Here is a 26,004-nt window from a genome sequence, read left to right as displayed (position 1 = left end):
CTGTCAGGGTGAGGAGTGTGAACCTTCGCCATTCCTTGCTTGCCACCCTCGTCGCTGTCTTGTGGGGCCTAAACTTCGTGGCCATCGACTTGGGCCTCCACACCAACGGACGCGACGTTCCGCCGTTGCTGTTCGTGGCCATGAGGTTTGTCCTGGTGGTCTTCCCCTGGATTTTCTTCGTGCGCAAGCCCGATGTCGGCTGGGCAGCAATCGTCGGCGTCGGACTCTTCATGAGCGCCGGCCAGTTCGGGCTGCTGTACCTGGCCATGGCCCTGGGCATGCCGGCTGGCCTGGCCTCCCTGGTACTACAGGCGCAGGTTCTGCTTACGGTTCTGTTGGCCGGCGTGTTCCTTGGCGAGCGGCCCAGCGGACGTCAGTTGGCCGGCGTCGTACTTGGCGTCGCCGGCCTGGCGGTAGTGGCGGTGGGCCGCAGTGCCGTTGCCCCGCTACTTCCGTTCCTCATTGTGCTGGCCGCGGCGCTTTCCTGGGCTGTGGGCAACGTGGTTGCACGCAAAGCCAAGGCGGCCTCGGGGCTGGGGCTGGTGGTCTGGTCGGGTGCGGTGGTTCCGCTCCCTCTCGCCGGGCTTTCCCTGATCATCGATGGTCCCGATGCCATCACCGCAACGATCGGAGACCTCCAGCCCGCCACTGTCCTGAGCGCGCTATACACTGCGGTTTTCGCTTCGCTGGTGGGCTACGGGATCTGGAACCGGCTGCTCGCGAGATACTCGCCGTCGGCCGTGGTCCCTTTCACGCTGCTAGTGCCGGTCGTGGGGATGAGTGCCGCGTGGCTGGCCCTGCAGGAGGTGCCATCGGCCACTGAAGTGGCTGGCGGACTGCTCCTGCTGGGAGGAGTGGCGACGGCGGTGCTCACCAGAGGTGGTGGGCCGATTCAACGACCGGGCCCCGCTTCGGCCAGTGGCGTGCGGCTCGCAGACGCCGACGAACAAAACCCTCAGCGACTGCAGAAATCAGCCAGTGGAAGACCGTCCGAGAACTCGCGTTGACCAGACGGCCAGTCTCGCTCCTGGTCAGGGGCCCTACAACGGAGTAGGTGGCATTGAATGAGGCCGCCACTCCGGTCCTGCATCAAGTTGACATACTCAGCAACCTTTCTCACAGCAATCTCACAGACGATCCGTACTTCTGAACACAGTCACTGAGCCCACTGTTATTCACACCCGGGTATCCCCGGACTCGACGGCCGGAGCGACTTATTGGAGCGTCTGTCGCGAGTGGCATGACCTTTCGACGCAAGAGGAATGGCACTGTACCAATGGCGTCATTCATACATGAAAGGCAGCCAAAGTATCCCCGAACAGTGAGGTGCCAACGATGTCACTAAAACGCGAACGGCCCGTCTGGAACCGTCAAAATGTTCCCTTGATGCTCTTGGGCGTCGGCATTCTCCTGGTACTGATCGCCGCTGGGACAGTCGTTTGGGTTGTCTATGTTGGCCCGGTCATCTCTCGCCTCACGGGAACCTAGGCGGACCGCAAGTCATGCAGCTCCAAGCGCTCCCCGCCATGAGGGAGTAAGCAGCAACACCGCTGCCCACGTCAAGAGAAGGAGCCGCCAGACCAGCGGACAGAAGATGCGTTAGCGACGCTGAGAGTACTGAGTCCCAGTGGGTGCGCCATCGGACTTCTTCGGCTATGAGGGCGTTGGCCGTGCGCGTACGTGCATCCGTTCTCCCTGCTGTCCAAACAGACTGATGAACTCGACGGGTCTGCCGTCAGCGCTGGCGAACCAGTGCGGTGTATGGGTGTCGAATTCCGCGGCTTCGCCAGGGCGGAGTTCGAAGTCCTTGTCGCCCAGCACCAGACGCAATCGTCCATTGAGGATGTAAAGCCATTCGTAGCCTTCGTGAACGCGCGGGTCGGGCTCTCCCCGGCGGGTCTCGCCGTCGAGCACCATCTTGAAGGCCTGCAGTCCGCCTGGGCGCCGCGTGAGCGGAACGGCCGTCATGCCGCCATGGGTGATGGGGCGCAGATGAATTCTCGGGTCCCCGGTCGGCGGGGCGCCGACCAGATCATCGAGGGGAACACCGTACAACCTCGCGAGGGGCAGCAGGATTTCGAGGTTTGGCCTACGTTGGCCCGCTTCCAGGCGAGACAGAGTACTAACGGATACCCCGGAAGCGGCGGAGACCTCTCCGAGAGTGAGGTTCCGTTCCGTACGAAGTGCCCGAAGCCGGGGGCCAACCGCCCCGAGAACATTGTCTAGGTCATTTGCCATCCTTCGATTTTGCCATATCGGCAAAATGTTTTGTCAAACCTGGGCGATGCGACACAAGCTGTTGTAACCGCACACGGACGCTGGCGGCGAACTTCTAATATGCATCGAAGGGCAAATCAGTATGGACACCACACGGTATGACGTTGTGATTGTTGGCGGCGGCGCGGCGGGTCTCAGCGCGGCCACGACGCTGGGCCGGGCGCTGCGTTCGGTGCTGGTCATCGATTCCGGAACACCCCGGAATGCACCAGCGGCGGGTGTGCACGGATATCTCTCCAGGGACGGCATGAACCCCGGGGAACTTCTGTCCGTCGGGCGCAGTGAAGTGCTCTCCTACGGAGGCAAGGTCATTGACGGCGAAGCCGTTTCGGCACGGCGAACCCCCGACGGGTTCGAGGTGATCCTCGGAGACGCCCGCCGGTTCTCCGGCAGGCGCCTCCTGGTCACCACTGGCTTGACGGACGAACTGCCTCCCGTCGACGGGCTGCAGGAGCAATGGGGAAAGGGTGTTGTGCACTGCCCCTACTGCCATGGCTGGGAAATCCGCGGGCAACGGATTGGAGTGCTGGGCACAGGCACACTGTCAGTCCATCAAGCACTGTTGTTCAGGCAGTGGTCCCCGGATGTCACCCTCTTCCTCAACGACACCGTGCAACCCACTGACGAGGAGTGGGACAAGCTCGCCGCCCGCTCCGTCACGGTCGTTGACGGCGCCGTGGCGTCCGTTGACGCTGTCGACGGCGTCCTCACGGGGCTCACGCTCCGCCAGGGTCGCACGTTCGACCTGCAGGCCCTGGCAGTCGGAGCACGGATGGAGGCCAGATCCGCGCTGCTGGAATCGCTCGGGCTAACTTCCCAGGTGCACCCGTCGGGGGCCGGACGGTTCATCGAGGCCGGCGATATGGGTGGTGCGACAGCCGTCCGCGGCGTGTATGCGGCGGGCAATGTCTCCAACCTAATGGCTCAGGTGATCACCGCGGCGGCCGAGGGTGTCATGACCGGCGCAAGGATCAACGCCGACCTCATCGAAGAGGAAACCCGATGGGCCGTTGAGGGGCGCTTCGGCCCCTTCTCCCCCGCCTCGGAAGCGGCCGTCTCCAAGATCGTGATCGGTCACCGACGCCACGACCTTGAAGAGGGTCAGAAAGTTACCGACACGGGCCCTGCGTCCACAGTAGAAGGGCAAGTAGCATGAATCACCAGCCCCACCCGTCGCGGCACAACGACCACCAGCACCAGCAGCGACCTGCAGATGCTCGAGCTGCTTCGCAAGTAGGGCTTCGCCGTGATCGAGGCGGACCTCGACGACGGCTTCCCCACGCTTTCCGGCTCTTCTTTGACGGCGGATGCAGTCCTGGTTGACCTCGTATGGGCATCGTCCTCACTCCACCACGTCACCCACCCCGCCCAGCTCCTCTCGGGAGTCCGCCAGGTACTGTCGCCCGGTGGGGTCCTGGTCGTCGTCGAGCTCGCCGCCCTGCCCCGCTTTCTTGGCCATCCGCGCGATGCGCTTTTGGAGCAACGCTGCCACACCGCCGCGGCGGCCGAAGGGTGGAACCACCACCCGAACTGGACGCCGGTCATCGAGGCCGCCGGGTTCAGCGTCACCCAGTCCGAAGTGACAACCATTGCACCCGTGACCCCGGCCGCACGGGAGTACGCCAAACAGTGGTTCGCGCGCTTCTCACACCTGGCAGCCCTGACCGCGGACGACCGCGACTCCGTGGAAGATCTGCTGGAACGGTTCCCCGATGACGTTCAGCTCGAACCCCGCGCCACCCGGACCGTCTGGGTGGCTCAACTGTAGGACGGCCATGGAAACGAATGACGCCGGGGAGATCCAAGGTTTGTCCAAGACTGGTGCCCGCCTCTATGGTGTCCACGCAGTTGGCCGGAACCAAAAAGCGGCCCTCCTGTACGTCAGATACAGGAGCACCGCCTTGGGGAGGGGCTTGCAGGATTGCTGGACGTTCAGCCAGGTCAGGGTTCAGTCGTCGCTGCCGCGGCCGCCATGGCCACCGCTGTCATCTCCCGGTTCCGGCGCCTTCCGGAGTCCGCCCTTGTCATCGCCTGGTTCGGGCGTCGTTCGCAGCCCGCCCTTGTCATCGCCTGCCTGGGCCGCCCGGGGCGCCTGTGCCTGCCGGCGACCGCCGTTGTCGTCACCGGGTTCGGGCGTTGTCCGCAGCCCGCCTTTGTCATCGCCCGGTTCTGCTGCAACGGTCCTGCCGTTGCCGGTGGACGTTTGACCCGAGACCGGCCCTCCGTGGCCGTCACCCGGTTCGGGCGTGGCTCGGGTCCCGCCGGTGTCGTCGCCTGGTTCGGCGGGATTGGAGGCTTTCTTGACTGCTGCTGCTTTTTTATCGTCGGCCTTCGCATGGTCGCTGGTCTTGGTTGCCGCCTTCGGTGCCGCCTTGGGGACGACTCTGGCCGGTGCGGGGGCGGCGGTTCTGGTGGCCGAATCGTCCGTGACGAGAACGTTCCTGGCGTCGTCGCTGGTACCCGTAGTGGAACTGCTGAGGGTCTGGGTGTTGGCGGCGAGAGCGGCAGATCCGGTGAGAAGGATGCCGGTGAGGGAGAGCGCGAGGGCTGCTTTTGTTTTCATGGTTCAACGGTAGGAATCCGTTGGAAAGGATAGGTGCGGAAGGAATCCAAGAGTTAGCCAAGATTGGTGCCGCACTCAGCCCCCATGACGGCGGCAGGCTCAGGAAAAGATTGGAAGCGCATCTGTAGCGGCCGCATGGAGAGGGCCTTTTGCGGAAGTCAAGGATGCCCCTCTCATGCATTGCTGCCTGAGGCCGCCCGACCACGGGCGGACTCAGACGGCAACGCTACAGGACTGCACAATCAATGGTCGCGCCCTGGAAGTCACCTTCGGCGCCCAGTTGCCTTTCCAGGCCCATGATGATCGTGTCCAGCGTCAGGCGGAAGACGCGGACGTCGTGGCTTGGAGGGGTCAGCCCGTCTTCGCCGACAGTGGGGGGTTTCAGGCTCGACCACCGGTGAAGCGCGCCGTTGAGTTCGGCCGTGACCACACCGGTGATGACGACACCCCCGAGAGCGGTGAACTGCGGGATCTCCGACTGCGGCACCCCTGCGGCGTCCAGGATCGCGGTGAGCGCAACCAAGAACGGGTCTTCGGGCTGGATGAAGTCCGCCTGGTGGCTGAACGAGTAGCCCATGAGCTTGGGGTGGCGGTGCGCCAGCGTCCGGAAATCCGTGGCGAGCTGGCGGATTCGCTCCTGCCAAGGAGCGTCCTCGAGCGTCACGGTGCGGAACTGGGTGCCGACCGTCCTGGCCACGCCGCGCAGCACGGCGGCCTTGTTCGGCACATGGTGATACAGCGACATCGGGTTCGCGTCGACCGCCGTCGCGAGTTTGCGCATGGTGAGCGCCTCGACCCCGTCCGCGTCGATAAGCCGCAGGGCGGCGGCGTAGATGCCGACCTCGGTCAGAGGCACCTCCCTCTTCCTGGTACCCCGCGGGGAGCTCTTCGTCTTGTCCATACGTGGACGCTATCAGATTCATACAGTGTATGAAAAATGGCCTCAGCCGCAGGGGGAATGAAGATCGCCCACACGGCTCGGCATTGCGGTGTCCATTCCATACGTTGTATGGTTTAACTTCCATACGACGTATGTTTCTGTGGCGCACCCGCATCGTCGGCGCCGTTGACCATCCCTCCCTAAATAAAGGAGCAACTCATGACCGTACACTCCACGAACGCGCCGCCATCCAGTCCGGCTCCGCGCGTCCACAGCAGAGGCACCTCGACGCCTCGACAAAACCCCATCCAAGCGCTGCTGTGTGCCGCCTGCGGCCAGCTGCCCCATCCCTCGAAAGCCCGCCTTACCCTGGCAAACGTCACAGCCATGCTGCCGATTGAGCTTTTGGTTCATGCCGCTGTAATGAACTCGGCACTGCCCTATGTTCTGAAGGTACTGGTCCTGACGTTGACGGCCACCGTACTGGTGATCTGGGTCGCCGAACCCTCCGTTCGGCGCGCATTGCGGGGCTGGTTGCATGCACCTGCCCTGCGCCACCGGCGCCGGCTGCACAACTCTGCTGCCCTGTGGCGGCTCCGCACTCTAATCGATTACAGCAACGAAGCCCAGGAGAAACTGGTAGAGGCCATCTCCCGTGTCGACGCAGAGATCCTCGTTTGCCGGAATCACAACGTTGCCGGCGGGATGCTGGACGAGCTGGTCGTCTCCGCGCCCGATCATGTCACCCACGCGGAACTGCTCGCGGCGGCCGCGGGCGGCGGAGGACGGGATGTCCGAGCGTGGCCGGCGACAGCCCCGACCGTGGCGGACGGCCAGACCAAGGCCCTTGCCTTGGCCCTGCGGGTCGCGGAGGACCCGGGCGAACTCCAACTCGCGGTCGCCGAACTGCTCGACGCCGAACCCGTCGCGGCTCCCGCCAGCGACAGCACCTCACCGGCGGCCAGCAAACCGGCATGTGATGGGACCGTCCTGAAAATACCATCCCCGCGGTATGGACCCCTCGGCTTCTCCCGTCCCAGGGCGCCCTTCACTCCGGCCGAATCCGCCCGGGCGCATCGGCTGGCCGAGCTCGCCGAGCTCACTGAATTGACACGAAAACACCCAGTCAGGCCCCGGCAATAGAAGACCGGGAGATGTCGTCCCCACAGCGGGAACCGCATCGAAAGGAGACAACCATGGAGGCAGCCCAGTCCTCACTTATCCGCTCATGCTCGGAACTTTCCTACGGAGACGAGATCGAAGCCTGGTGCTTCGGCAAGCTCCTGCACCGAGGAAGGGTGAACCGGACCCTGCCGTCCGTGGAGATGTTCTGGATCATTTGCTCAAGGACCGGAACACGCAAGCTTGTGGACATGGAGGGCGCCGCCATTCTCCGGATTCCGGCAGCGCCCCGAGGTGCGAGATCCGCGGGACCGCCGTCGTCATCCACCTGGCGTGGGCCCTCCAGATCGGGCCGTAATATGTGCCAGCGAGCGCAACCGGACACCGCTGGGGCCAGCCAAAAAGCGATCCATGGGCAGATACAGGAAGGAAATGACAATCTGCGGTATCCAGCCTCGCAGGAAACGGCAGGAGACGACGTCCAATGTTAATCCACAAGGAGACTCGCGGGGCCCAGTCGGCTCTTGGGCTGCACGGGAGCTCTGTTGCTCCGTGAATCATACCCAACACCACCATTCCAGCTCCTACTTTCCCCACTCGTCCCACAGGGACCTGCGGCTCAACGTAGTCGTCCGACTAGACGCCGTCGAAGAGACAGCCAAAGTCGACGTTCGAGGCGTCCTGACGCACGCCAACCTCCGGGCCCTCTACGTCGTCTGCCGCCGGGTCGTCACCAAGTTTCCGGGGTATGAGGTGGTGGTTAATATCGCGCATGCCGGGGTGACGACCTCGGCCTTCGATGAACTCCGGGAGCACGCCCGCCAGTCCAGTCTTTCCTCTGGTATCGATTCCTCGGCGACTCCCTGCCGGCTGCGGATCGTGGAGCCACCGGTCACCCTCAAAGTCCAAGAACACGCCCCTGCATTGCCGAGCGCCTGATCACGGGCCACGCATTGCCGGTATACAGCGACCGTTCGTCAACTCCCTGACCAGAGGTACTCGTAGAGCGTTTCGCGGCTGTTGCCGAACTCCCCAGCCAGGCCGGTTTTCTGCCCCTCCCTACGCCGTAGCTCCTCCGTCAGGCCCCGGGGCGGGGCCCTTTCGCCGCGGGCAGGTCAACTTCCCGATTAAGCCATCGGTGGTGCAATCGCGGGTGTCCCTCAAGGCCACGAGCGCCCGCAGATTGAGCCTCTTCGGTTTCTCCGCAGCCAGCCGGTAGATCTGGATGGCCGACAGGTGGACGACATGTTCGTTCAGGAGCGGGATCAGCTTCGTGGTCCTAAAGAGTCCGAGCGTGGCCATGACCCCTGCAGCCTTCCATTCCTAATGCGTTGCGGCCTGGACGCGCCCTCAGGCCGGAATGCTACCGGACTGCACAATCAATGGTCGGAGCCCTGGCTCTCAACAAAGGCGGCGAGTTGGCCCTCCAGGCCCATGATGATCGTGTCCAGCGCCAGGTGGAAGACGCGGTTCTCGTCACGGCCTGGAGGGGTGAGCCCGTCTTCGCCCGCACTGGGCGGGTTAAGGCTCGACCACCGGTGGAGCGCGCCGGTGAGTTCGGCGGTGAGGACACCGTTCATGGCGAAGCCCACGAGAGCGGTGAAATGAGAGAGCTCCGAGTGCGGCACCCCTGCGGCGTCGAGGATCGCGGTGAGCTCACTCCAGAACGGGTCGTCGGGCTGGATGAAGTCCGACTGGAGGCTGAACGAGTAGCCCATGAACCTGGGGTGCCTATGGGCCAGCGTTCGGAATTCCGTGGCGAGCAGGCGGATGCGCTCCTGCCAGGGAGCGTCCTCCAACGTAGCGGTGCGGAACTGGGCGCCGACCGTTCTGGCCACGCCGCGCAGCACGGCGTCCTTGTTCGGTACGTGGTAGTAGAGCGACATCGGGTTCGCATCGAGCGCGGACGCGAGTTTGCGCATGGTGAGCGCCTCGACCCCGTCCGCGTCGATGAGCCGCAGGGCGGCGGTATAGATCCCGGCCTCGGTTAGAGGCACCTCTCTCTTCCGGGTTCCGCGCGGGGAACTTTTCACCTTTTCCATACTCGGACACTATCAAATTCGTACAGCGTATGGAAATAGCCTCGGCCGCGCGGCGGCATGACGGTCGCCGACATTCAGGGTTGCGATCAACCTTTCATACGCTGTATGGTTATGGTTCCGTACAACGTATGTTTCTGTGACGCATCTCCGCATCGCTGGCGCAGTAGCCCATCTCCCCCGCCCTGTACAAAGGAGCAACCCATGACCACACTGTCCAAGAACGACCTGCGACCCATCCCGTCCCCGCGGGGGGTCCCGCTGCTCGGCCACACGCCGCAGATCCCCAGTACCAACCCCGTGGAGTACTTCGGCGAACTGTCCAAGCAGTTCCCCGAAGGGCTCTACGCCATGAAGATCGCCGACATTGAGCAGATCTTCGTCTGGGACCCGGACCTGGTGGCCGAGGTCTGCGACGAGACGCGGTTCTTCAAGCAGATCGACAAGACGCCACTGGCCCATGTCCGGGACTTCACTGGCGCCGGTCTTTTCACGGCCCACCAGCACGAGGAGGAATGGGGCATGGCGCACCGAGTCCTTCTCCCGGCCTTCAGCCAGCGTGCCATGAAGGGCTACTACGGGCAGATGCTGGAGATCGCCCAGAACCTGGTGGGCAAGTGGGAGCGCAGGGAGGGCCAGTCGGTCAACATCACCGACGACTACACCCGGCTGACCCTGGACACCATCGCCCTGTCGGGGTTCGGCTACCGGTTCGACTCTTTCGCCATGGAGGATCTGCACCCCTTCCTCAACGCGCTGCTGGAGGCTTTGGTTGAGTCGCTGCGGCGCACGCAGGAGCTGCCGATGATGACCAAATTGCGCAAGGCCGATGACAAGAAGTACCGCGCAAACATCCAGCTGATGCGGGACCTGGTCGAGAGTGTGATCAAGGAGCGCCGTGAGGGGAAGGGCACCGCTGAGGAGGATGACCTGCTGGGTCTGATGCTGGAGGCCACCGACCCGGAGTCCGACAAGGGGCTGGACGATGACAACGTCCGTGACCAGGTGGTGACGTTCCTGATCGCCGGTCACGAGACCACCAGCGGCCTGCTGGCGTTCGCCACGTACTCGCTGATGCGCAACCCGCACGTGCTGGCCCAGGCCTACGCCGAGGTGGACCAGCTGCTGCCCGGCGACACGGTGCCGGACTACGACACGATCATGCAGATGGACGTGATCCCGCGCATCCTCGAGGAGACCCTGCGCCTGTGGGCTCCCATCCCGATGATCGGCAAGTCCCCTCTGGAGGACACCGTCATCGGCGGCTGCTACGAACTGAAGAAGGGAGCGCGTGTCAACATCCTCGAGGGCCCGCTGCACACCCACCCCAAGGCGTGGGACCGGCCGGAGGAGTTCGACATCAACCGGTGGCTCCCGGAGAACCGGGTGAACCATCACCCGCACGCGTACAAGCCGTTCGGCAACGGTGTGCGTGCGTGTATCGGCCGGCAGTTTGCACTCACCGAGGCCCGCCTGGCCCTCGCGCTGGTTCTGCAGAAGTTCAAGTTCGCCGACGCCAACGACTACAAGATGGACGTCAAGGAGGCGCTGACCCGCAAGCCCGACGGCTTCGAACTGAAAGTGCGCTCCCGTCAGGAGCACGAGCGGACCGTGTTCGGCGCGGTGGACCTGCAGACCGACGACACGCGGGCACCGGCCGCGGTCAGCGGTGTCGGAGTGAACCTGACCGTCGCCTACGGCTCCAGCCTCGGCTCGTGCGAGGACCTGGCGCGCACCATCGCCGACCGCAGTGAGCGCTCCGGTTTCGGCACCACGTTGGTTGGTCTGGACGAGCTGGGCGACAACCTGCCCACCGAGGGCCTACTTGTCGTGGTGGCCTCCAGCTACAACGGCAAGGCCCCGGACAACGCGCAGCGTTTCGACGACCTGCTGGCCGCCGGACTCCCGGAGGGGTCGCTGTCGGACGTGCGGTTCGCGCTGTTGGGGGCCGGCAACACCCAGTGGGTGGCCACTTACCAGGGCTTCCCCAAGCGGATCGAGGCAGGCCTGCTGGCCGCCGGCGCCACCCCCGTCATCGATCGCGGCGCCGCGGATGCCGCTGGTGACTTCGACGGCATGGCCACCCGCTGGATGGAAACCCTGTGGGCCACCTTGGCAGAGGAGTACGCCGCCGACACCTCCGAGGCGAGCAGCCCGCGCTTCCAGGTGCAGTTGCTCACCGAGGCGGACGTGCGCCCCGCGATCGTCTCCGAGCAGGCCTACCCCCTCACGGTGGTGGCCAACGAGGAACTCGTGGCCGACGCGACTGGCCTGTGGGACTTCAGCCTCGAGCCGCCGCGCCCGTCGGCGAAGTCCATCACCATCGGGCTGCCGGAGGGTGTCACCTACGAGACCGGCAACCACCTGGCCGTCTTCGCCAAGAACGAACCGGCGCTGGTGAACCGCGCCCTCGCGCTGCTCGGCGTCGACCGCGATCAGGTCCTGCGCCTGGAGCAGTCCGCCGGCGGCCGCACCCACCTCCCGGTGGGCACCCCTGTGACGGCAGGACTGCTGCTCACCGACTTCCTGGAACTCCAGGACGTGGCCACCCGCTCTCAGATGCAGACGCTGGCCGAGCACACCGAGTGCCCTTGGACCCGACCGCAGCTGCAGGCCTACACGGCCGACACTGCCGAAGCCGAGGAGCGCTATCAGACTGAGATCCTGGGCAAGCGGGTTTCCGTGCTGGGCGTGCTGGAGCGCTTCCGGGCGGTCGAGCTGCCGCTGGCGATCTTCCTGGACATGATGGGCCCGATCCGCCCGCGGTTCTACTCCATTTCCTCCGCCCCGCTGGCCAACTTCCGCCATGTGCGCCTGACCGTGGGCCTGCTGGAAGGCCCGGCCCTGTCAGGTGACGGCCAGTACCGGGGCACCTGCTCGTCCTACATCGGTGGCCTTGAGCCCGGCGACGTCTTCTACGGCTACGTGCGCGTGCCCTCCCCGACCTTCGCCCCGCCGGCCGACCCTGCCACGCCGTTGATCCTCATCGGCCCGGGCACCGGCATCGCGCCATTGCGCGGTTTCTTGGAGGAACGCGCGTCGCAGCACGAGAGCGGTACCGAGGTGGGCCTGTCGCAGGTCTTCGTCGGCTGCCGACACCCGGAGCACGATTACTTCTACCGGCAGGAGATGCAGGACTGGGAGCAGGCCGGGATCGCCCAGGTGCACACCGCCTACTCCGCGGTGACCGGCCACCCGGCCCGGTTCGTCCAGAACGCCATCGCCAACGCCGCCGACACGGTGTGGCAAGCCATCGAAGACGGCGCGTCTATCTACGTCTGCGGCGACGGCCGCCGCATGGCGCCCGCCGTGCGCGAGGCCCTCGCAGTGATCTACCGCGAGCGGACCGGCAACGACGACGAGGCCGCCCAGCACTGGCTCGCCCAGCTCGAGGCCGATGGGCGCTACCAGCAGGACGTCTTTGCCTGATCCCGCAGATGCCGGGAGGGTGCGGTGGTCCCGACACCCCGCACCCTCCCGGCCGCCACTCACCGGCCAACCACACCACGACACTCAAGTCAACAAAGGAGTCACCATGGCGACGGAAACCCAGGCCACGGCCGCCCCCCAGGGCGGCATCCTGACAGCCACCTGCCAAACCGATGCAGCGACATTACCGCCACCGCAGCTTCCGCCTGCTCACCTCGAGCACCGGGCTTGCGAGCTGACCCATACGCCATGGGCCGGCTGGTACTGCGAGACCGAAGCAGACTGAACCCGCGGCGGTGCCCACACATTCGCCTGATCCCCAGACGCCGGAACGGTGCGGCGAACCCGACACCGCCCCCTCCCGGCCACCACCCGATTGCGAAACACCCCAACCACACGGCAGCCATTGGATCCCGAACCGCCAGGAAAATGCCGCTCAGAGAAAGCAGATCACCATGCATACCATGCTCGCCGCACGCTTCCACCTGGACAGCAAGAAGTTCGCCGTGGAGGAGGTCCCCATCCCCGTTCCCGGCCCGGGTGAAATCCTGATCGAGGTGAAGGCCGCAGGCGTCTGCCTGTCGGACGTCCACCTGCTCGACGGTTCCCTCGTCCCGCTGTTCGCCACATCCGACGCGGTCACCGTCGGTCACGAGGTCGCCGGTGTGATCCACACCCTAGGCCCGGACCTCAAGCGCGGCCTGACCGTCGGCACCCGCGTTACCCTTGAGGCCGGCAAGACCTGCGGCCAGTGCGCCGGCTGCGTACGCCGCCGCCCCTGTACGCAGATGCTCACCGCTGGCATCGACTACGACGGCGGCTGGGCCCAGTACACCCTCGCCCGCGAGGACACGCTCATCCCCATCCCGGACAGCCTCCCCTTCGATCAGGCCGCGATCATCCCCGACGCGGTTTCCACCCCTTACGCCGCCGTCGTTACCACCGCCGGGGTGCGCCCCGCACAGTCCGTCGGCATCTGGGGCGTCGGCGGAGTCGGGGCCCACAACGTCCGCGTCGCCCGCATGGCCGGCGCCGCGCCGGTCATCGCCGTCGACCCGCTGCCCAGCGCCCGCGAGCGTGCCCTGGCTTTCGGTGCGGACTTCGCGCTGGACCCCGCCGCCGACGACTTCGCCGACCACATCCGCACGGTTACGGGTGGACGAGGCCTGGACTTCGCCTTCGACTGCGCCGGAGTGCCCGCCGTCCGGGAGCAGGCCGCCTCCGTACTCGGCCTCAACGGCGCCCTCATCCTCGTCGGCATCAGTCCCAGGCCCCTCACCATCACCGAGGGCCTGACCTTCAACTACCTCGGCAAGCAGGTGCGCGGCCACTACGGCGGCACGCCCGAGTCCGTCAGCGAGCTGGTCCGACTGGCCGAGGTCGGCCGTCTAGACCTCGCACCCTCGATCACCGACCACTTCCCGCTCGCCGAGGCCGCTGACGCGGTGAACCGGCTGGCGAACAAGATCGGCGACCCGATCCGCTTCATCCTGGTGCCCTGACACCTGTACAGATCAAGACCACCCCGGTAGGGGCGAGTGGGCGCCAGTGCTTGAGAGAGCGCTGGCGCCGTTCTCGTGCGAACTGTCAGTTTCATTCCGGGTCTTCAGACCCACATAAGGGTCACTGAGGCAGCAACAATCCTTGTTCAGCGCACGTACTTACCTTGTGATCCACTCAACATTCGAGACAATCGAGGATGCCATGCCCAGGAAACGTCACGAGTCCCCGACGGCTGCTTCGAAGGAAAAAGTCAGTCTATGGGGGCTGGTCCTGCTCGGGTTTCTCGCCTCTCTAGCCTTGGTAGCGGCGCTATCCTACGTCTTCGCGGCCTACACCACGCAGAGCCTGACACCCTTGGCAAACGAGCAGACGCTGACGACGGATCAACAGTCCGGCGTTCTTCGGAACGCCGTGACAGCAGGGGCTGCGCTCGGTGTTGGTGTGACGCTCCTGCTCACCTACCGGCGTCAAAGAGCCACAGAAGAAAATCTCTCGATCACTAACAGCCTTTTGGAACTACAGCAACGGCAGCATTATACCCAGGTGGTCTCCGCCCTGAGGGACCGATACTCACTTGCAGCAGAACAGCTGGGGAGCAAAAAACTCCCCCTTGCCATTGCTGGCGTCCATTCGATCGAGTCCCTGACCGATGAATGGTTTGCGGAGAACAACGATGTTGAGCGGCAAAACTGTGTAAGTCTTTTGACTGAATTTCTAAGACTGGCGAAGAAGGACAAGGATAGTCTTTCGGATGTAGGCTCGCTCATTACCGCGACCATCCTCCGCCGCTTAAAGGCAGGGCTCGCGGAGGGTCGGTACTGGGGGCTGCGCATCAACATGGCATATCATGCCCCGTCCAACATTTCCGACCTATACGTCAATGGCGCACAGCTGGACCTCCGAGGCGTTCGTGCCGAGAAACGTGGAGACTATGACATCGGCAGCATGACCAGGTGGTACATGGCCGCCGGCAGCGTCGACCTGACCGATCTGCAGCTGGACATGGGCAATCTTCGCTTCCAGGACTCCGTGTTTCATGGCGGCAGCATCAGATACAGTATCGACGAAAACGGCAATGGCCGCGGTCGAATTGACTTCAACCGATGCACTTTCAGCGGAACAAGCTTTGAAAATGTCGACCAAGGCCGCGATGCCCTGTCCCTAACCTTCAAAGATTGCCGATTTGAAGACGGTAGCTTTAGCTTCGCCACGTATCAGCGGCCTAAATCCTTGTCTTTCATCAACTGCACCTTCGACAAGAACATATTTGCAGGCAGTAAAGAAATGAGCGGGTTTGACTTCACCGAACTCTTGGTTCAGAACTGCGAATTTGCGGCCGGCCTTCAAAAACACGAAACTCGGAGTGCGACAGAGGTTCCAGAGCGCGATTAGTTTGGCGACGGTCATTCTTCGCCGGCAGCCCGAGGTCGGGCCAGTCAGCGGGCGGCGTCGCCGTTCGCTGTGACCTCATCGACGGCACCGCGCAGCCCGGCAGTATGGAGCTCGGGGAGTGGACTGCGACATATTGCACGTGCCTCGTTGGCAGAGACACCCAGCATTCGCAGCATCGCCTCGGTCGCCTCATCCGTCGTCTCGGCGTCGTCGCGGTCCGGTTCGGCATGGATGAGCTGTCCAAGGAAGGTTGCGGCGCCGACGGCGCACACCACCGCGACGTCGACGTCTGCCATTGTGAACCGTCCGGATTCGACGCCGGCCACGATGTCACGCCGGACACGCGGTGTCAGTCCTTTCTGCGCGCCAAGGAGGTCCAGCGCGTTGTGCAGGATTACCTTGCTGAGCTCAGGTTCACGGCGGTGGAAGCGACCGGTCAACCTGAAGCTGGTCGCAAACGCGACGGCGGGGTCGTCGACGTCCGTGGTGAGCTCGTCGAGGACCGCGCCGAGGAGGTCCATGACGTGCTCCACCGCTGCCTCGAACAGCTGGTCTTTCGACTCAAAGTGGTTGTAGAAGGAGCCGATCCCAACGTCCGCGGCCTGCGTGATCTCCAGCACCGGCGTGTTGGTCTGCCCTTGAGCCAGGAATGACTGTGCTGCGCGGACCAACGCGGCGCGAGTCTGCGCCTTCCGTCGATGCGACCGGGTTGGTTCCGGGGACGAGGCTGGGGCTTGGGTCAACGCTGGCTCCTTGAAGTCATCCGGTCATAGGAATCCTACCAGCGCCCGATCAACGGTGAAGAAATCTTCAACTTCCCTTGACTGACGATATCTTCATAACCGAATATATATTCAGAAAGTGAGGCCATCCATGAACGATCACCATGACCACCCTGGGACCCACAGCGATCTGCACACTGACCTGCACAGTGAGCAAGGGGCGCTGCGAGGCGAGCACCGCGGACGGGCGGCTAACCCGCTCATCAAGGTGCATGACATCGCCTGGCTCGAGTTCCAGAAGCCGGACCTGCTCGCTGCAGAGACCTTCGCGCACGCCTTCGGCTTCGCCACGAGCCTGCGCACCCCTGAGGAGCTGCACCTGCGAGGCAGCGACACCGGAGCGCCGTGCGTGATCGTGCGGCGCGGACCGAGATCGCAATACGTGGGGGCCGCGTTCACTGCGGCCGAGGCCTCAGACGTCCTTCGCCTGGCTAACGCGACGGGCACGGCCCCGAAAAAACTACCGGAGACCATCGGGGGCATAGGGGTCGGCCTCGTGGATCCGAGCGGCGCCGCGATTCGCGTCGTCGCAGACACGCACAAACTCCCTTCGCTGCCGGCCCAGACGCCCCTCACATTCAACGCAGGCCGCGAGCTGGCGCGGACCAACCAGAGCCAGCGGCCCCTGCGTCAACCAGCGACGGTTCAGCGCCTCGGTCACGTCGTGCTGCAGAGCACCAAGTACCGTGAAACGCTCGACTGGTACCTGGAGCACCTCGGCCTGATCGTCAGCGACTTCCTCTACTATCCCGGCCAGCGCGAGCGCGGTCCGACAATGAGCTTCATCCGCTGCGACCGGGGTTCCACGCCAACCGATCATCACACCATCGCGATGACGCTGGGACCGACGAATCGCTACGTGCACTCGGCATACCAGGTCGCTGACATCGATGCCCTTGCCGCCGGCGGTGAGCTTCTGCGCGACCTTGGATACCACCGTTCGTGGGGGATCGGCCGCCACATCCAGGGCAGCCAAATCTTCGACTACTGGCGCGATCCCAATGGGTTCCTGGTCGAGCACTTCACCGATGGGGACATGTTTGACTGCACCCTCGAGCCCGGGTGGGCACAAATGTCCGCCTCCAATCTCGCCCAGTGGGGCCCTCCGGCGAGCAAGGACTTCCTCGGTATCGCCCCGGGCCGAGAGTCGCTGCGTGAGCTGGCCTCGATGGTCTCCGCCCTCCGCGACGACAACGAGTTTGATTTCGCGCGCCTGCGCGGCCTGATGAAAGTAGCCACCTCATGACCGTCTCCATCTTGCGTACTGCCGACAATTGGTGGGTCCACACGCCCACCGGTGCCGCCCGTATCGCCACTCCTGCGACCACCACTGGCGAGCTGATCGCCGATCGGGCGGCCATCCAAGCAGCGATCGCCCGCGGCGAAACTGTGCCGGAGGAAAGCCTGGACCTTATCTCGCCGATCACAGTGCCGTGCCGTGTGGTAGCCCAGATGACGAACTTCGCCTCGCACGTGAAGGACGCCGGCATGGATCCCAAGAAAATCCCACTGACCTTCTTCCGCAAGTCCTCTGGCTCGATCAGCGGGCCCCATGACGACGTCGTCCGGCCGGCGCACGTGCGGTTCCTCGACTACGAGGCTGAGATCGGCCTCGTGATGGGCCAAGAGACCCCGGTCGGCTCTGTCATCACCGATGACACGATCGCCGATTACGTCGCGGGGCTCGTGATGACCAACGACGTCTCGGCCCGCGACGTGCAACTCCCGAAGACCCAGTTCTACGAGTCCAAGTCCTACCCGAGCTTTACGCCCACCGGACCGACGCTCGTGCTCTTCGATGCCGAGGACTGGAGCCGCTTCGGTGAGCTGCGGTTGCGGCTGTGGGTGAACGGCGAGATCCGTCAGGACATGACGGTGGCCGACATGATCTACCTGCCCGTCGAGGCGCTGCGGGCACTCACCCGCTTCCAACACCTCTCCCCCGGTGACCTGGTACTGACTGGCACCCCCGTCGGCACCGCACTGAGCGCACCAGCGAAGCCGGTCGAGATCATCAGCAATCTGCTCCCCCGGGCCACTAAGTGGCGCCTGTTCTTCAAGGCCCAGGGCCGCAATCGAAAGTACCTCAAGTGCGGTGACATCATCGAGATTGCCATCAGCACCGACGACGGGAAGATCGACCTGGGGCGCCAGCGCACGACGGTGAGGGACGCCCGGTGAACGGCACGCCTCTCTGGCCGCCATACGCGGGCCCAGATGACATCGTTGACATCGAGAGGACCCCCCTCTCCGAACGCGGACTTCCGGCGTCGACGTACGAGCTGCTGTGCCGAGCCGCCCGGCTCTGGCCGGACCGGACGGCGGCGGCAGTCCTTGCGAACACCGAGCGCTGGCAGGAACCCGTCAAGCTGACGTTCGCGGAGCTTCTCGCCAATGTGAACCGGATAGCGAACCTGCTGAGAGAAATTGGGGTCGGCCGCCAGGACACCGTGGCCTTGCTCTCGCCCAACTGCCAGGAGCTCATCTCCGCGACCCTGGCCGCCCAGGCTGCCGGAATCGCCGTCCCGATCAATCCCGGCTTGTCCGAGGCCCACATCGCCGAGCTGCTCCAGCGCTCGGGCGCGCGTGTGCTGGTGGCGGCCGGGCCCGACATCGATCCAGTCGTCACCGAGGCCGTTTTAAGCCTCGCGAAGAATGGCCTGGTGGACCATGTGCTCCTGATGTCACCGACCGGGCAGGCACCCGCCGGGCCGGCCTCGACCGTCGGATACGCAAGCGTGGACTACCTGGCACGCCGGGCAGCAAACGCGTCGGCCGAGCAGTTCCACGGCCATCGGCCCGGACCAGGCGATATGGCGGCACTTTTCCACACTGGCGGCACCACCGGCACCCCGAAGCTGGCGGCACACACCCAAGCCAACGAGGTCGCAGACGCCTGGATGCTCGCAGCGAACGACCTCCCGGACGAGGACGCCGTGTACTTCGCCGCGCTGCCGTTGTTCCACGTCAATGCCCTCGTGGTGACCGTCCTCGCTCCCCTTTTCAAGGGCCAGACCGTCGTGTGGGCCGGACCGCTGGGCTACCGCGACCCTGCCCTCTACGGCGTCTTCTGGAAGCTGGTCAAGCACCACCGGATTAGCGCCATGAGCGCGGTCCCTACCGTATACGCCACGCTTGCCGCGTCTCCCGTAAACGCCGACATCAGCAGCCTGCGCCACGCCATGGTCGGAGCCAGCCCCTTGCCCGCGGCCGTCCGTGCCGGCTTCGAGAAAGCCACCGGCGTCACCCTGATCGAAGGCTACGGCCTGACAGAAGCGACGTGCGTAAGCGTACGGAGCTTCCCAGACGCCACTAAGAGTTCGCTCGGCTGCCGACTGCCCTACCAAAAGATCAAGGCTGTGCACGTCGACGACGCCGGGCACTGGCATGATGTCCGACCAGGCGTGAGAGGCCAGCTGGTAATCAAGGGCCCGACGGTCTTTCCCGGCTACGTCATCGGCAACGGCCCACACGGCCTCGTGCTCGACGGCCTCGGCAAACTGCGGGACGGCTGGCTCGACACCGGGGACCTCGGACAGGTCGATGAGGACGGCTTCGTCCGGCTCACCGGTCGTGCCAAGGATCTGATCATCCGAGGCGGCCACAACATCGACCCTGCAATCGTCGAGGACGCCCTCCTCACCCACCCGGACGTGACCGGCGCAGCGGCGGTCGGCAGACCCGACCGCCATGCGGGAGAGGTACCTGTCGCCTACGTAACGTTGGCTGCGGGGGCGGCAACCGGGTCCGAGGACCTGATCCGCTGGGCGGATGACCGGGTCGGGGAACGGGCGTCCTCGCCGAAGTCGGTCACAATCGTCGATCGGCTTCCGGTCACTTCCGTCGGCAAACTTTACAAGCTCGCGCTCCGGGCGGACGCCACCAGGGTAGCGCTGGACGAGGCTTTGCAGGAGATCGCCGCCGTCCACGCCGTGGAGACCGAGATCGAGGACGGCACGATTGTCGTCACCGTGAGTGCTGACGAGGCATCGCATGCGGCCGTCAAGTGCGCCCTCGACGAGTATGGGGTCCGATGGCGGATCACGCACCGTCCCGCCCGAAAGGCGGAACGATGATCGTCGTCCTCACGATAGCGCTGGTTGGATGTTTCACCATGCTTGGCCTGGCAAAGGTGCTTGGCGCGGCGGGGATGCCGGCCCGCGCCGCACATGTGGGCTTCACCAGCGCCTCCTTTAGGCGCATCGGCGCCCTGGAGCTTCTTGCCGTCCTCGGCCTCCTGCTCGGGCTGGTCCTGCCGTGGATCGGGCTAGCCGCAGCCGTCGGCCTCCTGCTTCTGATGACGGGAGCCTGCATCACCCATCTCAGGAAGGGCGACGGTCCACGTGAGATCGCCCCGGCGGTCGCCATGATGGCTGGACTCGTCGGCTATCTTGTTCTCGTTTCGGCGGCAATAGTATGAGCGCCCACAACGACGGCGTTGCGCCGGTGGTGGTGGTCGGTGCTGGCCCTACCGGGTTGGCTGTCGCCACCCTACTCGGCCAGTACGGCGTTGAGTGCCTCGTCCTGGAACGCCGGGAAGGGGTCCGCCCGCTGCCACGCGCGGTACATCTCGACGACGAGGTCTATCGCATCCTCAACCGTCTAGGCGTGGGGACGCAGTTCGCCGGACTCAGCCGCCCTGCGCACGGGCTACGTTTGCTCGCACCCGACCACCGGGTGCTCGCGGAGTTCCAGCGACCGGCCGACGGCGGCGCCCACGGTTACCCCCAAGCGAACATGTTTGACCAGCCGGACCTCGAGCATCTCATGCGCAACAACCTCCGGATCATGCCTACGGTGACCCTGCGCGGAAATGTCGAAGTTCTCCGTGTGACCCAAGGCAACGCGGCAGCAGTCCAGGTGGACTTCACGGATCGTGCCACGGGGGCACGCGAGTCGGTCCATGCCAGCCACGTCCTCGGCTGCGATGGCGCCAACAGCATGGTGAGGGGTGCCATCGGCGCGGAGATGGAGGACCTGGGCTTCGAACAGCGCTGGCTGGTTGTCGACGTCGACACCTCGGCGCAACTGAACCAGTGGGAAGGCATCCACCAGCTGTGCGACTCCCACCGTGCCGGTACCTACATGCGCGTCGGGGACGTCCGCTATCGCTGGGAGTTCCAACTGCTGCCTGACGAGACTGCCGCCGACTTTGCGACGATAGATACGCTCCATCCGCTGATCCGGCCGTGGACCGGCGACGTCCCGGTGGAGGATCTGCGCGTGATCCGGGTCGCCGACTACACCTTCCGCGCCCAGGTCGCCAACAAGTGGCGCGACCGCCGGGTCTTTGTCCTCGGCGACGCCGCTCACCTGAGTCCTCCCTTCATAGGTCAGGGCATGGGGGCCGGACTCCGGGATGCGGTGAACCTTGCCTGGAAGCTCGCCGGTGTTCTTGCCGGCGACCTCCCCGCAACCACGCTGGCCAGCTACCAGACCGAGCGCAAGCGGCACGCGAGAAGAACCATCACTGTCGCAAAGCTGTTCGGCCTCACCATGACCGCGGGTGGTCGCGTCGTTACGGCCCTGCGGAGGTTCCTCGCACTGGGCCTGCACGTCGTGGCAGGCCATCCCGCAGAATCATGGACAGCTATCCCCCTCGGCTCTCGGCTCTCGGCACTCGCCCCCATCTCCGCCGTCGGACGTCTCTGCCCCAACTCCCGCATCTCGGTCACCCCGGACGCCAAACGATTCGATGACGTCGCCGGAGACGGATTCGCACTGCTGGCTCTCGCGATCACCCCCGAGGAGCACGACCAGATCCTGCAAAAGGGCGCGGGGCCCGTCGCCCCCGACCCCGGCTCTGAGCTCCACCAGTGGCTCGTCCGGCATCGGATCGCTGCTGCGGTTGTCCGCCCGGATCGGGCCGTGATGTCAACCTCGGGCTCCGTCGCCGGATGCCTCACCCGCCTGCCGTCATTCAACTCAGCCGCTCCCCTCCCCAAAAACTAGAGGAACACCATGAACTCCCCGACATCCCTGGCCACAATCGACGACACTCTCGCCATCGACTCCGACAGCACCCAACGGCTCTTCCTCGACGCGCGGACAGCCAATAGCTTCTCCTCCAAACCGGTCCCAGCCGACACGCTGGCCGCGATCTACGAGCTGACGAAGATGAGCCCCACGATGATGAACAACCAGCCGCTGCGCATCACCTGGGTCCAGTCACCCGAAGCCCGCGAACGTCTTGCCTCGCACCTGGCGGAAGGCAACCAGGAAAAGACCCGCAGCGCCCCGGCAGTCGCGGTGCTGTCCTATGACAGCGACTGGCACGAACATTTCCCAACGTTCTTTCCACCCGCACCCGAACGCAAAGCAATGTTCGACGGCGACAGGAACACGCGCGCCGAAATCGGCAAGAACAACGCCTGGCTCCAATCGGGGATTTTCATCATGGCGGTCCGCGCAGTCGGACTCCATGCTGGCCCCATGGGTGGATTCGACGCCGCCGGCGTTGACGCTGAGTTCAACGCCGGTACCGCACACCGGGCGTTCATGGTGGTCAACGTCGGGGAACCAGGCGAGAACGCCTGGTTCCCACGCCTGCCCCGCCTCTCAGCCGACATCGCCGTACGAACCATTTAACTAGTCGCATGCCACAACAGGCAGGGTCTTCTTCTTCCACCGTCGAAGGAGGAGGCCCTGCCTGTTGTGATCCGTTGGATCCTTCGGGAAGCCCGTGCTTTGCCGCAGGACGGGTGCCTCTCGCATTAACTCAACTGCCGGCCGGTTCGAGGTCGATGCCGTTACTGAAGCGACCCAGAGCCACCGTCTCCGGTGAGTTCAACATCCCGCGTCGCCCGATGCGCTGCCGCCACCACGCCGGTGATGGCCAACTGCTTCCCCGGCGCGGGGCCTCTCATCCGGCAGCACCCACGTGTTGGCGTTCCGCACAGGCAACCAAACAATTGCTTCCACCACAGGTGGTGGGCATTGCAACCCAGCTTTTATACGTTGTATGGTTATTGTTCCATACAACGTATGGTTCTGCGACGTATCCCGCATCGTCAGCGCAATAGCCCATCCCACCCTGTACAGAGGAGCAACCCATGACCGTGCACTCCACGGACAACCTGCCATCCAGCCCGGAAGACGTCGAAGCAGTCAAGACCCAAAGACAGGGTCCCGGTCGGCGTTCGCGCTGGGATCTCAGCACTCTGCGCGAGCTGTGGCGGTTCAAGGACTACGGCCGACCCGAGCGGAAGTCGCTGGTTCTGGGCATGCTGATGAACGGCGGGCAAATGGCCGCCAATCTTGCGGCCCCCTGGCCGCTAGCGCTGGTCATCAACGACCTGCTCCAGGACAAGGGCCAGGACAAGGGCCAGGCCCAGAGCGGGATCCTGCACACCGTCGCCGGGTGGTTCGGCGGTTCGTCGATGGCGATGCTGCTGGTCGCGGCGAGCGCCGTGCTCGTGATCACCGCTGTCGCGGGGATGTTCTCCTACCTGGGCGACATGTACATGAATGGGTCCGGCCAGCGGATCACCTCGCGCATCCGAGCTGATGTGTTCGCCTACACCCAGCGGCTGCCGATGGCCTTCCACGACCGGCAGTCCGTCGGCGAGCTGACCAGTAGGGTCGTTTCCGACACGTCAACGGTGGAATCGACCCTGCGGGATGTGGGCACCGATCTCGTCCCGTCGGTGCTGACACTGGCCGGTACCGCCGCCGTGATGGTCGCGGTGGACTGGCGCCTGGGGCTGATCGGGCTCGTCGTCGCCCCGCTGGTGTTCCTGACCGCCAATCACTTCGCAGGCCTGACCCGGCAGTACGCCCGTCGCAAGCGGGCCGCCACCGGCGACCTGACCGGGCTCGTCAGCGAGTCGCTGATGGGCATCCGCACGGTGCACGCGTTCGGCAACCAGCGGGTGCAAGACCAGCGGTTCGCCACGCAGAACGAGAACGTGCTCCGCCTGTCGCTGCGCTCGGTCAAGGTCAGCGCCAAGTTCTCCCCCGCCCTGCAGATGGTCGCCGCCGTGGGCACCGCGCTGGTGCTGTTCGTCGGCGGATACGGAGCTTTGAAGGGCTGGTGGCAGGTCGGGGTGCTGGTGGTCGTCACCAGCTACCTCAAGACCATGCTCTCGCCGATGAAGTCCCTGGCCAAGCTGGCACCTAGCTTCACCCAGGGCGCCGCATCGGCCCAACGGATCGCCGACATCCTCGATCAGCCCACCGACCACCAGGGCACCGACGAGCCGCTGCCGGCACGCGTCGGCGGCCGCATCGAGCTGCGGAAGGTCATGCTGGACTACGGCACCGGCCGCGGGCCGGTCTTCACCGACATCGATTTGACCGTCACTCCTGGCGAGCGGATCGCCCTGCTCGGTGACAACGGCGCCGGCAAGTCGACCCTCCTGTCCGTGATCGGCGGCCTCTACCGTCCCACCGCCGGCCAGGTCCTGCTCGACGGGCACTCGGTCCCCGACGTCCCGGAGCACTGGCTGCACCAGCAGGTGGCCATGGTCCTGCAGGACACCTTCCTGTTCTCTGGCACACTGGTCGACAACATCCGTTACGGTCGCCCCGAAGCCACGGACGCCGAGGTGGCTGCCGCCGCCAAGGCGGCCCTGGTCAGCGAGTTCGCCGATGACCTCCCCGACGGGCTCGACACCACCGTCGGTACCGGAGGGACCGGGCTTTCCGGCGGGCAGCGCCAACGCGTCGGCATCGCCCGCGCACTGCTCGTCGATGCCCCCGTCGTGCTCCTCGACGAACCCACCGCCGGCCTGGACGTTCACGCCGAGGAACTCGTTGTCCAGGCGCTGGGCCGGCTCGTCGAAGGTCGGACGATCATCGCGACGACGCATCGGCCCGCGGTCACTGCGCTGGCCACCCGCACCGTGTACCTGCGCCAGGGTGGCGTCTTGGACACCGAGCTGCCCGAGACCGCTCCGGCAGACCCTTCCGCCGACCAGACCCGCCTCACCACCATAGGAGCCTTCTAATGACCATCACCGCGACGAACACCCGAGTGCCGTCCACCCGCCGCACCAAGTCGTCGAAGAATCAGGCGGCGACCGCGGCCCCGCCCACGGCTGGCGAGGTGGTGCTCCAGGCCCTCCTCGCCCAGACCAGGGCGCTTCGGGCGGCCGAGCGCAAGGTGCGCGACGGCGACCCGAATGGGGTTACCAAGATGCGGGTCGCCATCCGCCAGCTACGTTCCATCCTTCGCGGCTTCTCCCGCATCCTCGATCGGCAGGTCACTCGACCGGTGTGCGCCGAGCTGGCCTGGCTGGGCCGCCAGCTCGGCGAGGAGAACGACACGCAGAGGACACTCATCGAGCTGAAACGACAGCACGACGCACTGCCGTCGGAGTTGATCGTCGGCCCCGTGGTCGACGACGCCCGCACCCAGCTGGACCAGCTCGCCGTTAGCAGCAGCCAGACCACCCAAGCCACGCTCGACAGCGATCGCTACGCCGCGCTCCGTCAGGTGCTGGACTGGCCGCCGGCCGACCCGCCCTTCACCGAACGCGCCGTGCGGCCCGCGGCGGAGGAGCTGCCAAAGAGCATCGCCAAGGCGCTGCGCACGCTCGACCGTTACCTCGTGGCCGCCCAGGCGCTCCCGGCAGGGACGGAACGGGATGAGGCGCTGCACGACGCCCGCAAGGCCGACAAGCAACTCCGCTACGTGATCGACGTCGCCGCCCCCGTCGTCGGCAAACCCGCCCGGCGGCTGGGCCGGCAGGCCAAGAAGCTCCAGGACCTGCTCGGCGACTACCAGGACGCGGTCGTGACCCGCCCAGTGCTGCAGGAGCTCGGTTCCGCCGCGTCGGCCAAAGGTCATCCGACCAGCACGTACTACCTGGTGGACGCTCTGGAGCAGGTCCGCACCGACCGTGTTCTGGAGAAGCTTCCTCGCCGGCTGAGCAGCCTCTACGACGAGGCGGCCTGGCTGCCCGACGCCGCTTCCCTCCAGTACGACGCGGGGACGTCGGCCGCGCGGACCGGGAGCGGGAACTGAAACGCACAGGAGCTGACAACTCGAGCGTTACCGGACGTCGACGGGGCCGC

Annotated in this window: 21 protein-coding genes; 16 read left to right on the top strand and 5 right to left on the bottom strand. The window is 65.2% G+C overall.

Going from position 1 to position 26,004, the window contains the following annotated elements; all coding sequences use genetic code 11:
* The first annotated feature begins 17 nt into the window (after positions 1 to 17).
* Entirely contained in the window at positions 18 to 1,007 is a 990-nt protein-coding gene (locus ACFRJ8_RS13175; RefSeq protein ID WP_377986612.1) for an EamA family transporter, read from the top strand.
* A gap of 646 nt (positions 1,008 to 1,653) precedes the next feature.
* Here the strand turns inward: ACFRJ8_RS13175 and ACFRJ8_RS13170 are convergent.
* Positions 1,654 to 2,238, bottom strand: coding sequence for a helix-turn-helix domain-containing protein (locus ACFRJ8_RS13170; RefSeq protein ID WP_377986611.1), 585 nt, complete (start codon positions 2,236 to 2,238; stop codon positions 1,654 to 1,656).
* Positions 2,239 to 2,359: 121 nt separating this feature from the next.
* On the opposite strand from ACFRJ8_RS13170, the gene ACFRJ8_RS13165 reads away from it, so the two are divergent.
* Both ACFRJ8_RS13165 and ACFRJ8_RS13160 read left to right on the top strand, forming a co-directional pair.
* Complete coding sequence (locus ACFRJ8_RS13165) at positions 2,360 to 3,433, top strand: NAD(P)/FAD-dependent oxidoreductase (RefSeq protein ID WP_377986610.1); 1,074 nt, start codon at positions 2,360 to 2,362, stop codon at positions 3,431 to 3,433.
* A 90-nt stretch (positions 3,434 to 3,523) separates the two neighbouring features.
* The gene (locus ACFRJ8_RS13160) at positions 3,524 to 4,045 is read left to right on the top strand and encodes a class I SAM-dependent methyltransferase (protein ID WP_377986609.1); all 522 of its coding nucleotides are present in this window, start codon (positions 3,524 to 3,526) and stop codon (positions 4,043 to 4,045) included.
* Between the two features lie 180 nt (positions 4,046 to 4,225).
* On the opposite strand, the gene ACFRJ8_RS13155 is transcribed toward ACFRJ8_RS13160, so the two are convergent.
* Both ACFRJ8_RS13155 and ACFRJ8_RS13150 read right to left on the bottom strand, forming a co-directional pair.
* Entirely contained in the window at positions 4,226 to 4,840 is a 615-nt protein-coding gene (locus tag ACFRJ8_RS13155) for a hypothetical protein (protein WP_377986608.1), read from the bottom strand.
* A 226-nt stretch (positions 4,841 to 5,066) separates the two neighbouring features.
* Complete coding sequence (locus ACFRJ8_RS13150; protein WP_377986607.1) at positions 5,067 to 5,741, bottom strand: TetR/AcrR family transcriptional regulator; 675 nt, start codon at positions 5,739 to 5,741, stop codon at positions 5,067 to 5,069.
* Between the two features lie 198 nt (positions 5,742 to 5,939).
* On the opposite strand from ACFRJ8_RS13150, the gene ACFRJ8_RS13145 reads away from it, so the two are divergent.
* The gene (locus ACFRJ8_RS13145; protein ID WP_377986606.1) at positions 5,940 to 6,863 is read left to right on the top strand and encodes an amino acid-binding protein; all 924 of its coding nucleotides are present in this window, start codon (positions 5,940 to 5,942) and stop codon (positions 6,861 to 6,863) included.
* A 531-nt stretch (positions 6,864 to 7,394) separates the two neighbouring features.
* Positions 7,395 to 7,781 (top strand): hypothetical protein, encoded by a 387-nt coding sequence (locus ACFRJ8_RS13140; RefSeq protein ID WP_377986605.1) that lies wholly within the window; start codon positions 7,395 to 7,397, stop codon positions 7,779 to 7,781.
* Positions 7,782 to 8,221: 440 nt separating this feature from the next.
* On the opposite strand, the gene ACFRJ8_RS13135 is transcribed toward ACFRJ8_RS13140, so the two are convergent.
* Positions 8,222 to 8,884 carry a TetR/AcrR family transcriptional regulator gene (locus tag ACFRJ8_RS13135; RefSeq protein WP_377986604.1) on the bottom strand — a complete coding sequence of 221 codons (663 nt, stop codon included), beginning with the start codon at positions 8,882 to 8,884 and terminating at the stop codon, positions 8,222 to 8,224.
* Between the two features lie 201 nt (positions 8,885 to 9,085).
* Between ACFRJ8_RS13135 and ACFRJ8_RS13130 the strand changes: the two genes are divergently transcribed.
* The 3 genes from ACFRJ8_RS13130 to ACFRJ8_RS13120 all read left to right on the top strand — a co-directional run bounded on the left by ACFRJ8_RS13130 (position 9,086) and on the right by ACFRJ8_RS13120 (position 15,205).
* Positions 9,086 to 12,310, top strand: coding sequence for a cytochrome P450 (locus tag ACFRJ8_RS13130; RefSeq protein ID WP_377986603.1), 3,225 nt, complete (start codon positions 9,086 to 9,088; stop codon positions 12,308 to 12,310).
* A gap of 455 nt (positions 12,311 to 12,765) precedes the next feature.
* Positions 12,766 to 13,812 (top strand): zinc-binding dehydrogenase, encoded by a 1,047-nt coding sequence (locus ACFRJ8_RS13125; RefSeq protein WP_377986602.1) that lies wholly within the window; start codon positions 12,766 to 12,768, stop codon positions 13,810 to 13,812.
* A 166-nt stretch (positions 13,813 to 13,978) separates the two neighbouring features.
* Entirely contained in the window at positions 13,979 to 15,205 is a 1,227-nt protein-coding gene (locus tag ACFRJ8_RS13120) for a hypothetical protein (protein ID WP_377986601.1), read from the top strand.
* A 44-nt stretch (positions 15,206 to 15,249) separates the two neighbouring features.
* Here the strand turns inward: ACFRJ8_RS13120 and ACFRJ8_RS13115 are convergent, their stop codons facing one another.
* Positions 15,250 to 15,948, bottom strand: a complete 699-nt coding sequence (locus ACFRJ8_RS13115) for a TetR/AcrR family transcriptional regulator (RefSeq protein WP_377986600.1) — start codon at positions 15,946 to 15,948, stop codon at positions 15,250 to 15,252.
* 130 nt (positions 15,949 to 16,078) lie between these two features.
* Between ACFRJ8_RS13115 and ACFRJ8_RS13110 the strand changes: the two genes are divergently transcribed.
* The 8 genes from ACFRJ8_RS13110 (at position 16,079) to ACFRJ8_RS13075 (ending at position 25,954) form a co-directional block, all read left to right on the top strand.
* Positions 16,079 to 17,233, top strand: coding sequence for a VOC family protein (locus tag ACFRJ8_RS13110; protein ID WP_377986599.1), 1,155 nt, complete (start codon positions 16,079 to 16,081; stop codon positions 17,231 to 17,233).
* Positions 17,230 to 18,168: a fumarylacetoacetate hydrolase family protein gene (locus ACFRJ8_RS13105; protein ID WP_377986598.1), complete on the top strand. Its 939-nt coding sequence runs from the start codon at positions 17,230 to 17,232 to the stop codon at positions 18,166 to 18,168. The genes ACFRJ8_RS13110 and ACFRJ8_RS13105 overlap by 4 nt, the downstream gene beginning before the upstream one ends.
* Positions 18,165 to 20,063, top strand: a complete 1,899-nt coding sequence (locus ACFRJ8_RS13100) for an acyl-CoA synthetase (RefSeq protein WP_377986597.1) — start codon at positions 18,165 to 18,167, stop codon at positions 20,061 to 20,063. Before ACFRJ8_RS13105 ends, ACFRJ8_RS13100 begins: the two co-directional genes overlap by 4 nt.
* On the top strand, positions 20,060 to 20,407 hold the full coding sequence (locus ACFRJ8_RS13095; protein ID WP_377986596.1) for a DoxX family protein: 348 nt from the start codon (positions 20,060 to 20,062) through the stop codon (positions 20,405 to 20,407). Before ACFRJ8_RS13100 ends, ACFRJ8_RS13095 begins: the two co-directional genes overlap by 4 nt.
* A complete protein-coding gene (locus ACFRJ8_RS13090) occupies positions 20,404 to 21,939 on the top strand; it encodes a bifunctional 3-(3-hydroxy-phenyl)propionate/3-hydroxycinnamic acid hydroxylase (protein ID WP_377986595.1) in 1,536 nt (511 codons plus the stop codon). The genes ACFRJ8_RS13095 and ACFRJ8_RS13090 overlap by 4 nt, the downstream gene beginning before the upstream one ends.
* Positions 21,940 to 21,948: 9 nt before the next feature.
* Positions 21,949 to 22,575 carry a malonic semialdehyde reductase gene (locus ACFRJ8_RS13085; RefSeq protein ID WP_377986594.1) on the top strand — a complete coding sequence of 209 codons (627 nt, stop codon included), beginning with the start codon at positions 21,949 to 21,951 and terminating at the stop codon, positions 22,573 to 22,575.
* 464 nt (positions 22,576 to 23,039) lie between these two features.
* Entirely contained in the window at positions 23,040 to 24,935 is a 1,896-nt protein-coding gene (locus ACFRJ8_RS13080) for an ABC transporter ATP-binding protein (protein ID WP_377986593.1), read from the top strand.
* A complete protein-coding gene (locus tag ACFRJ8_RS13075; RefSeq protein ID WP_377986592.1) occupies positions 24,935 to 25,954 on the top strand; it encodes a CHAD domain-containing protein in 1,020 nt (339 codons plus the stop codon). Before ACFRJ8_RS13080 ends, ACFRJ8_RS13075 begins: the two co-directional genes overlap by 1 nt.
* The last annotated feature ends 50 nt before the right edge of the window (positions 25,955 to 26,004 follow it).

It is taken from the genome of Arthrobacter sp. NPDC056886 (assembly GCF_042788715.1).
Classification (GTDB): Bacteria; Actinomycetota; Actinomycetes; order Actinomycetales; family Micrococcaceae; genus Arthrobacter.
Note: the sequence above shows the minus strand (reverse complement) of the source record. Positions and strands in the feature narration are given on the sequence as shown.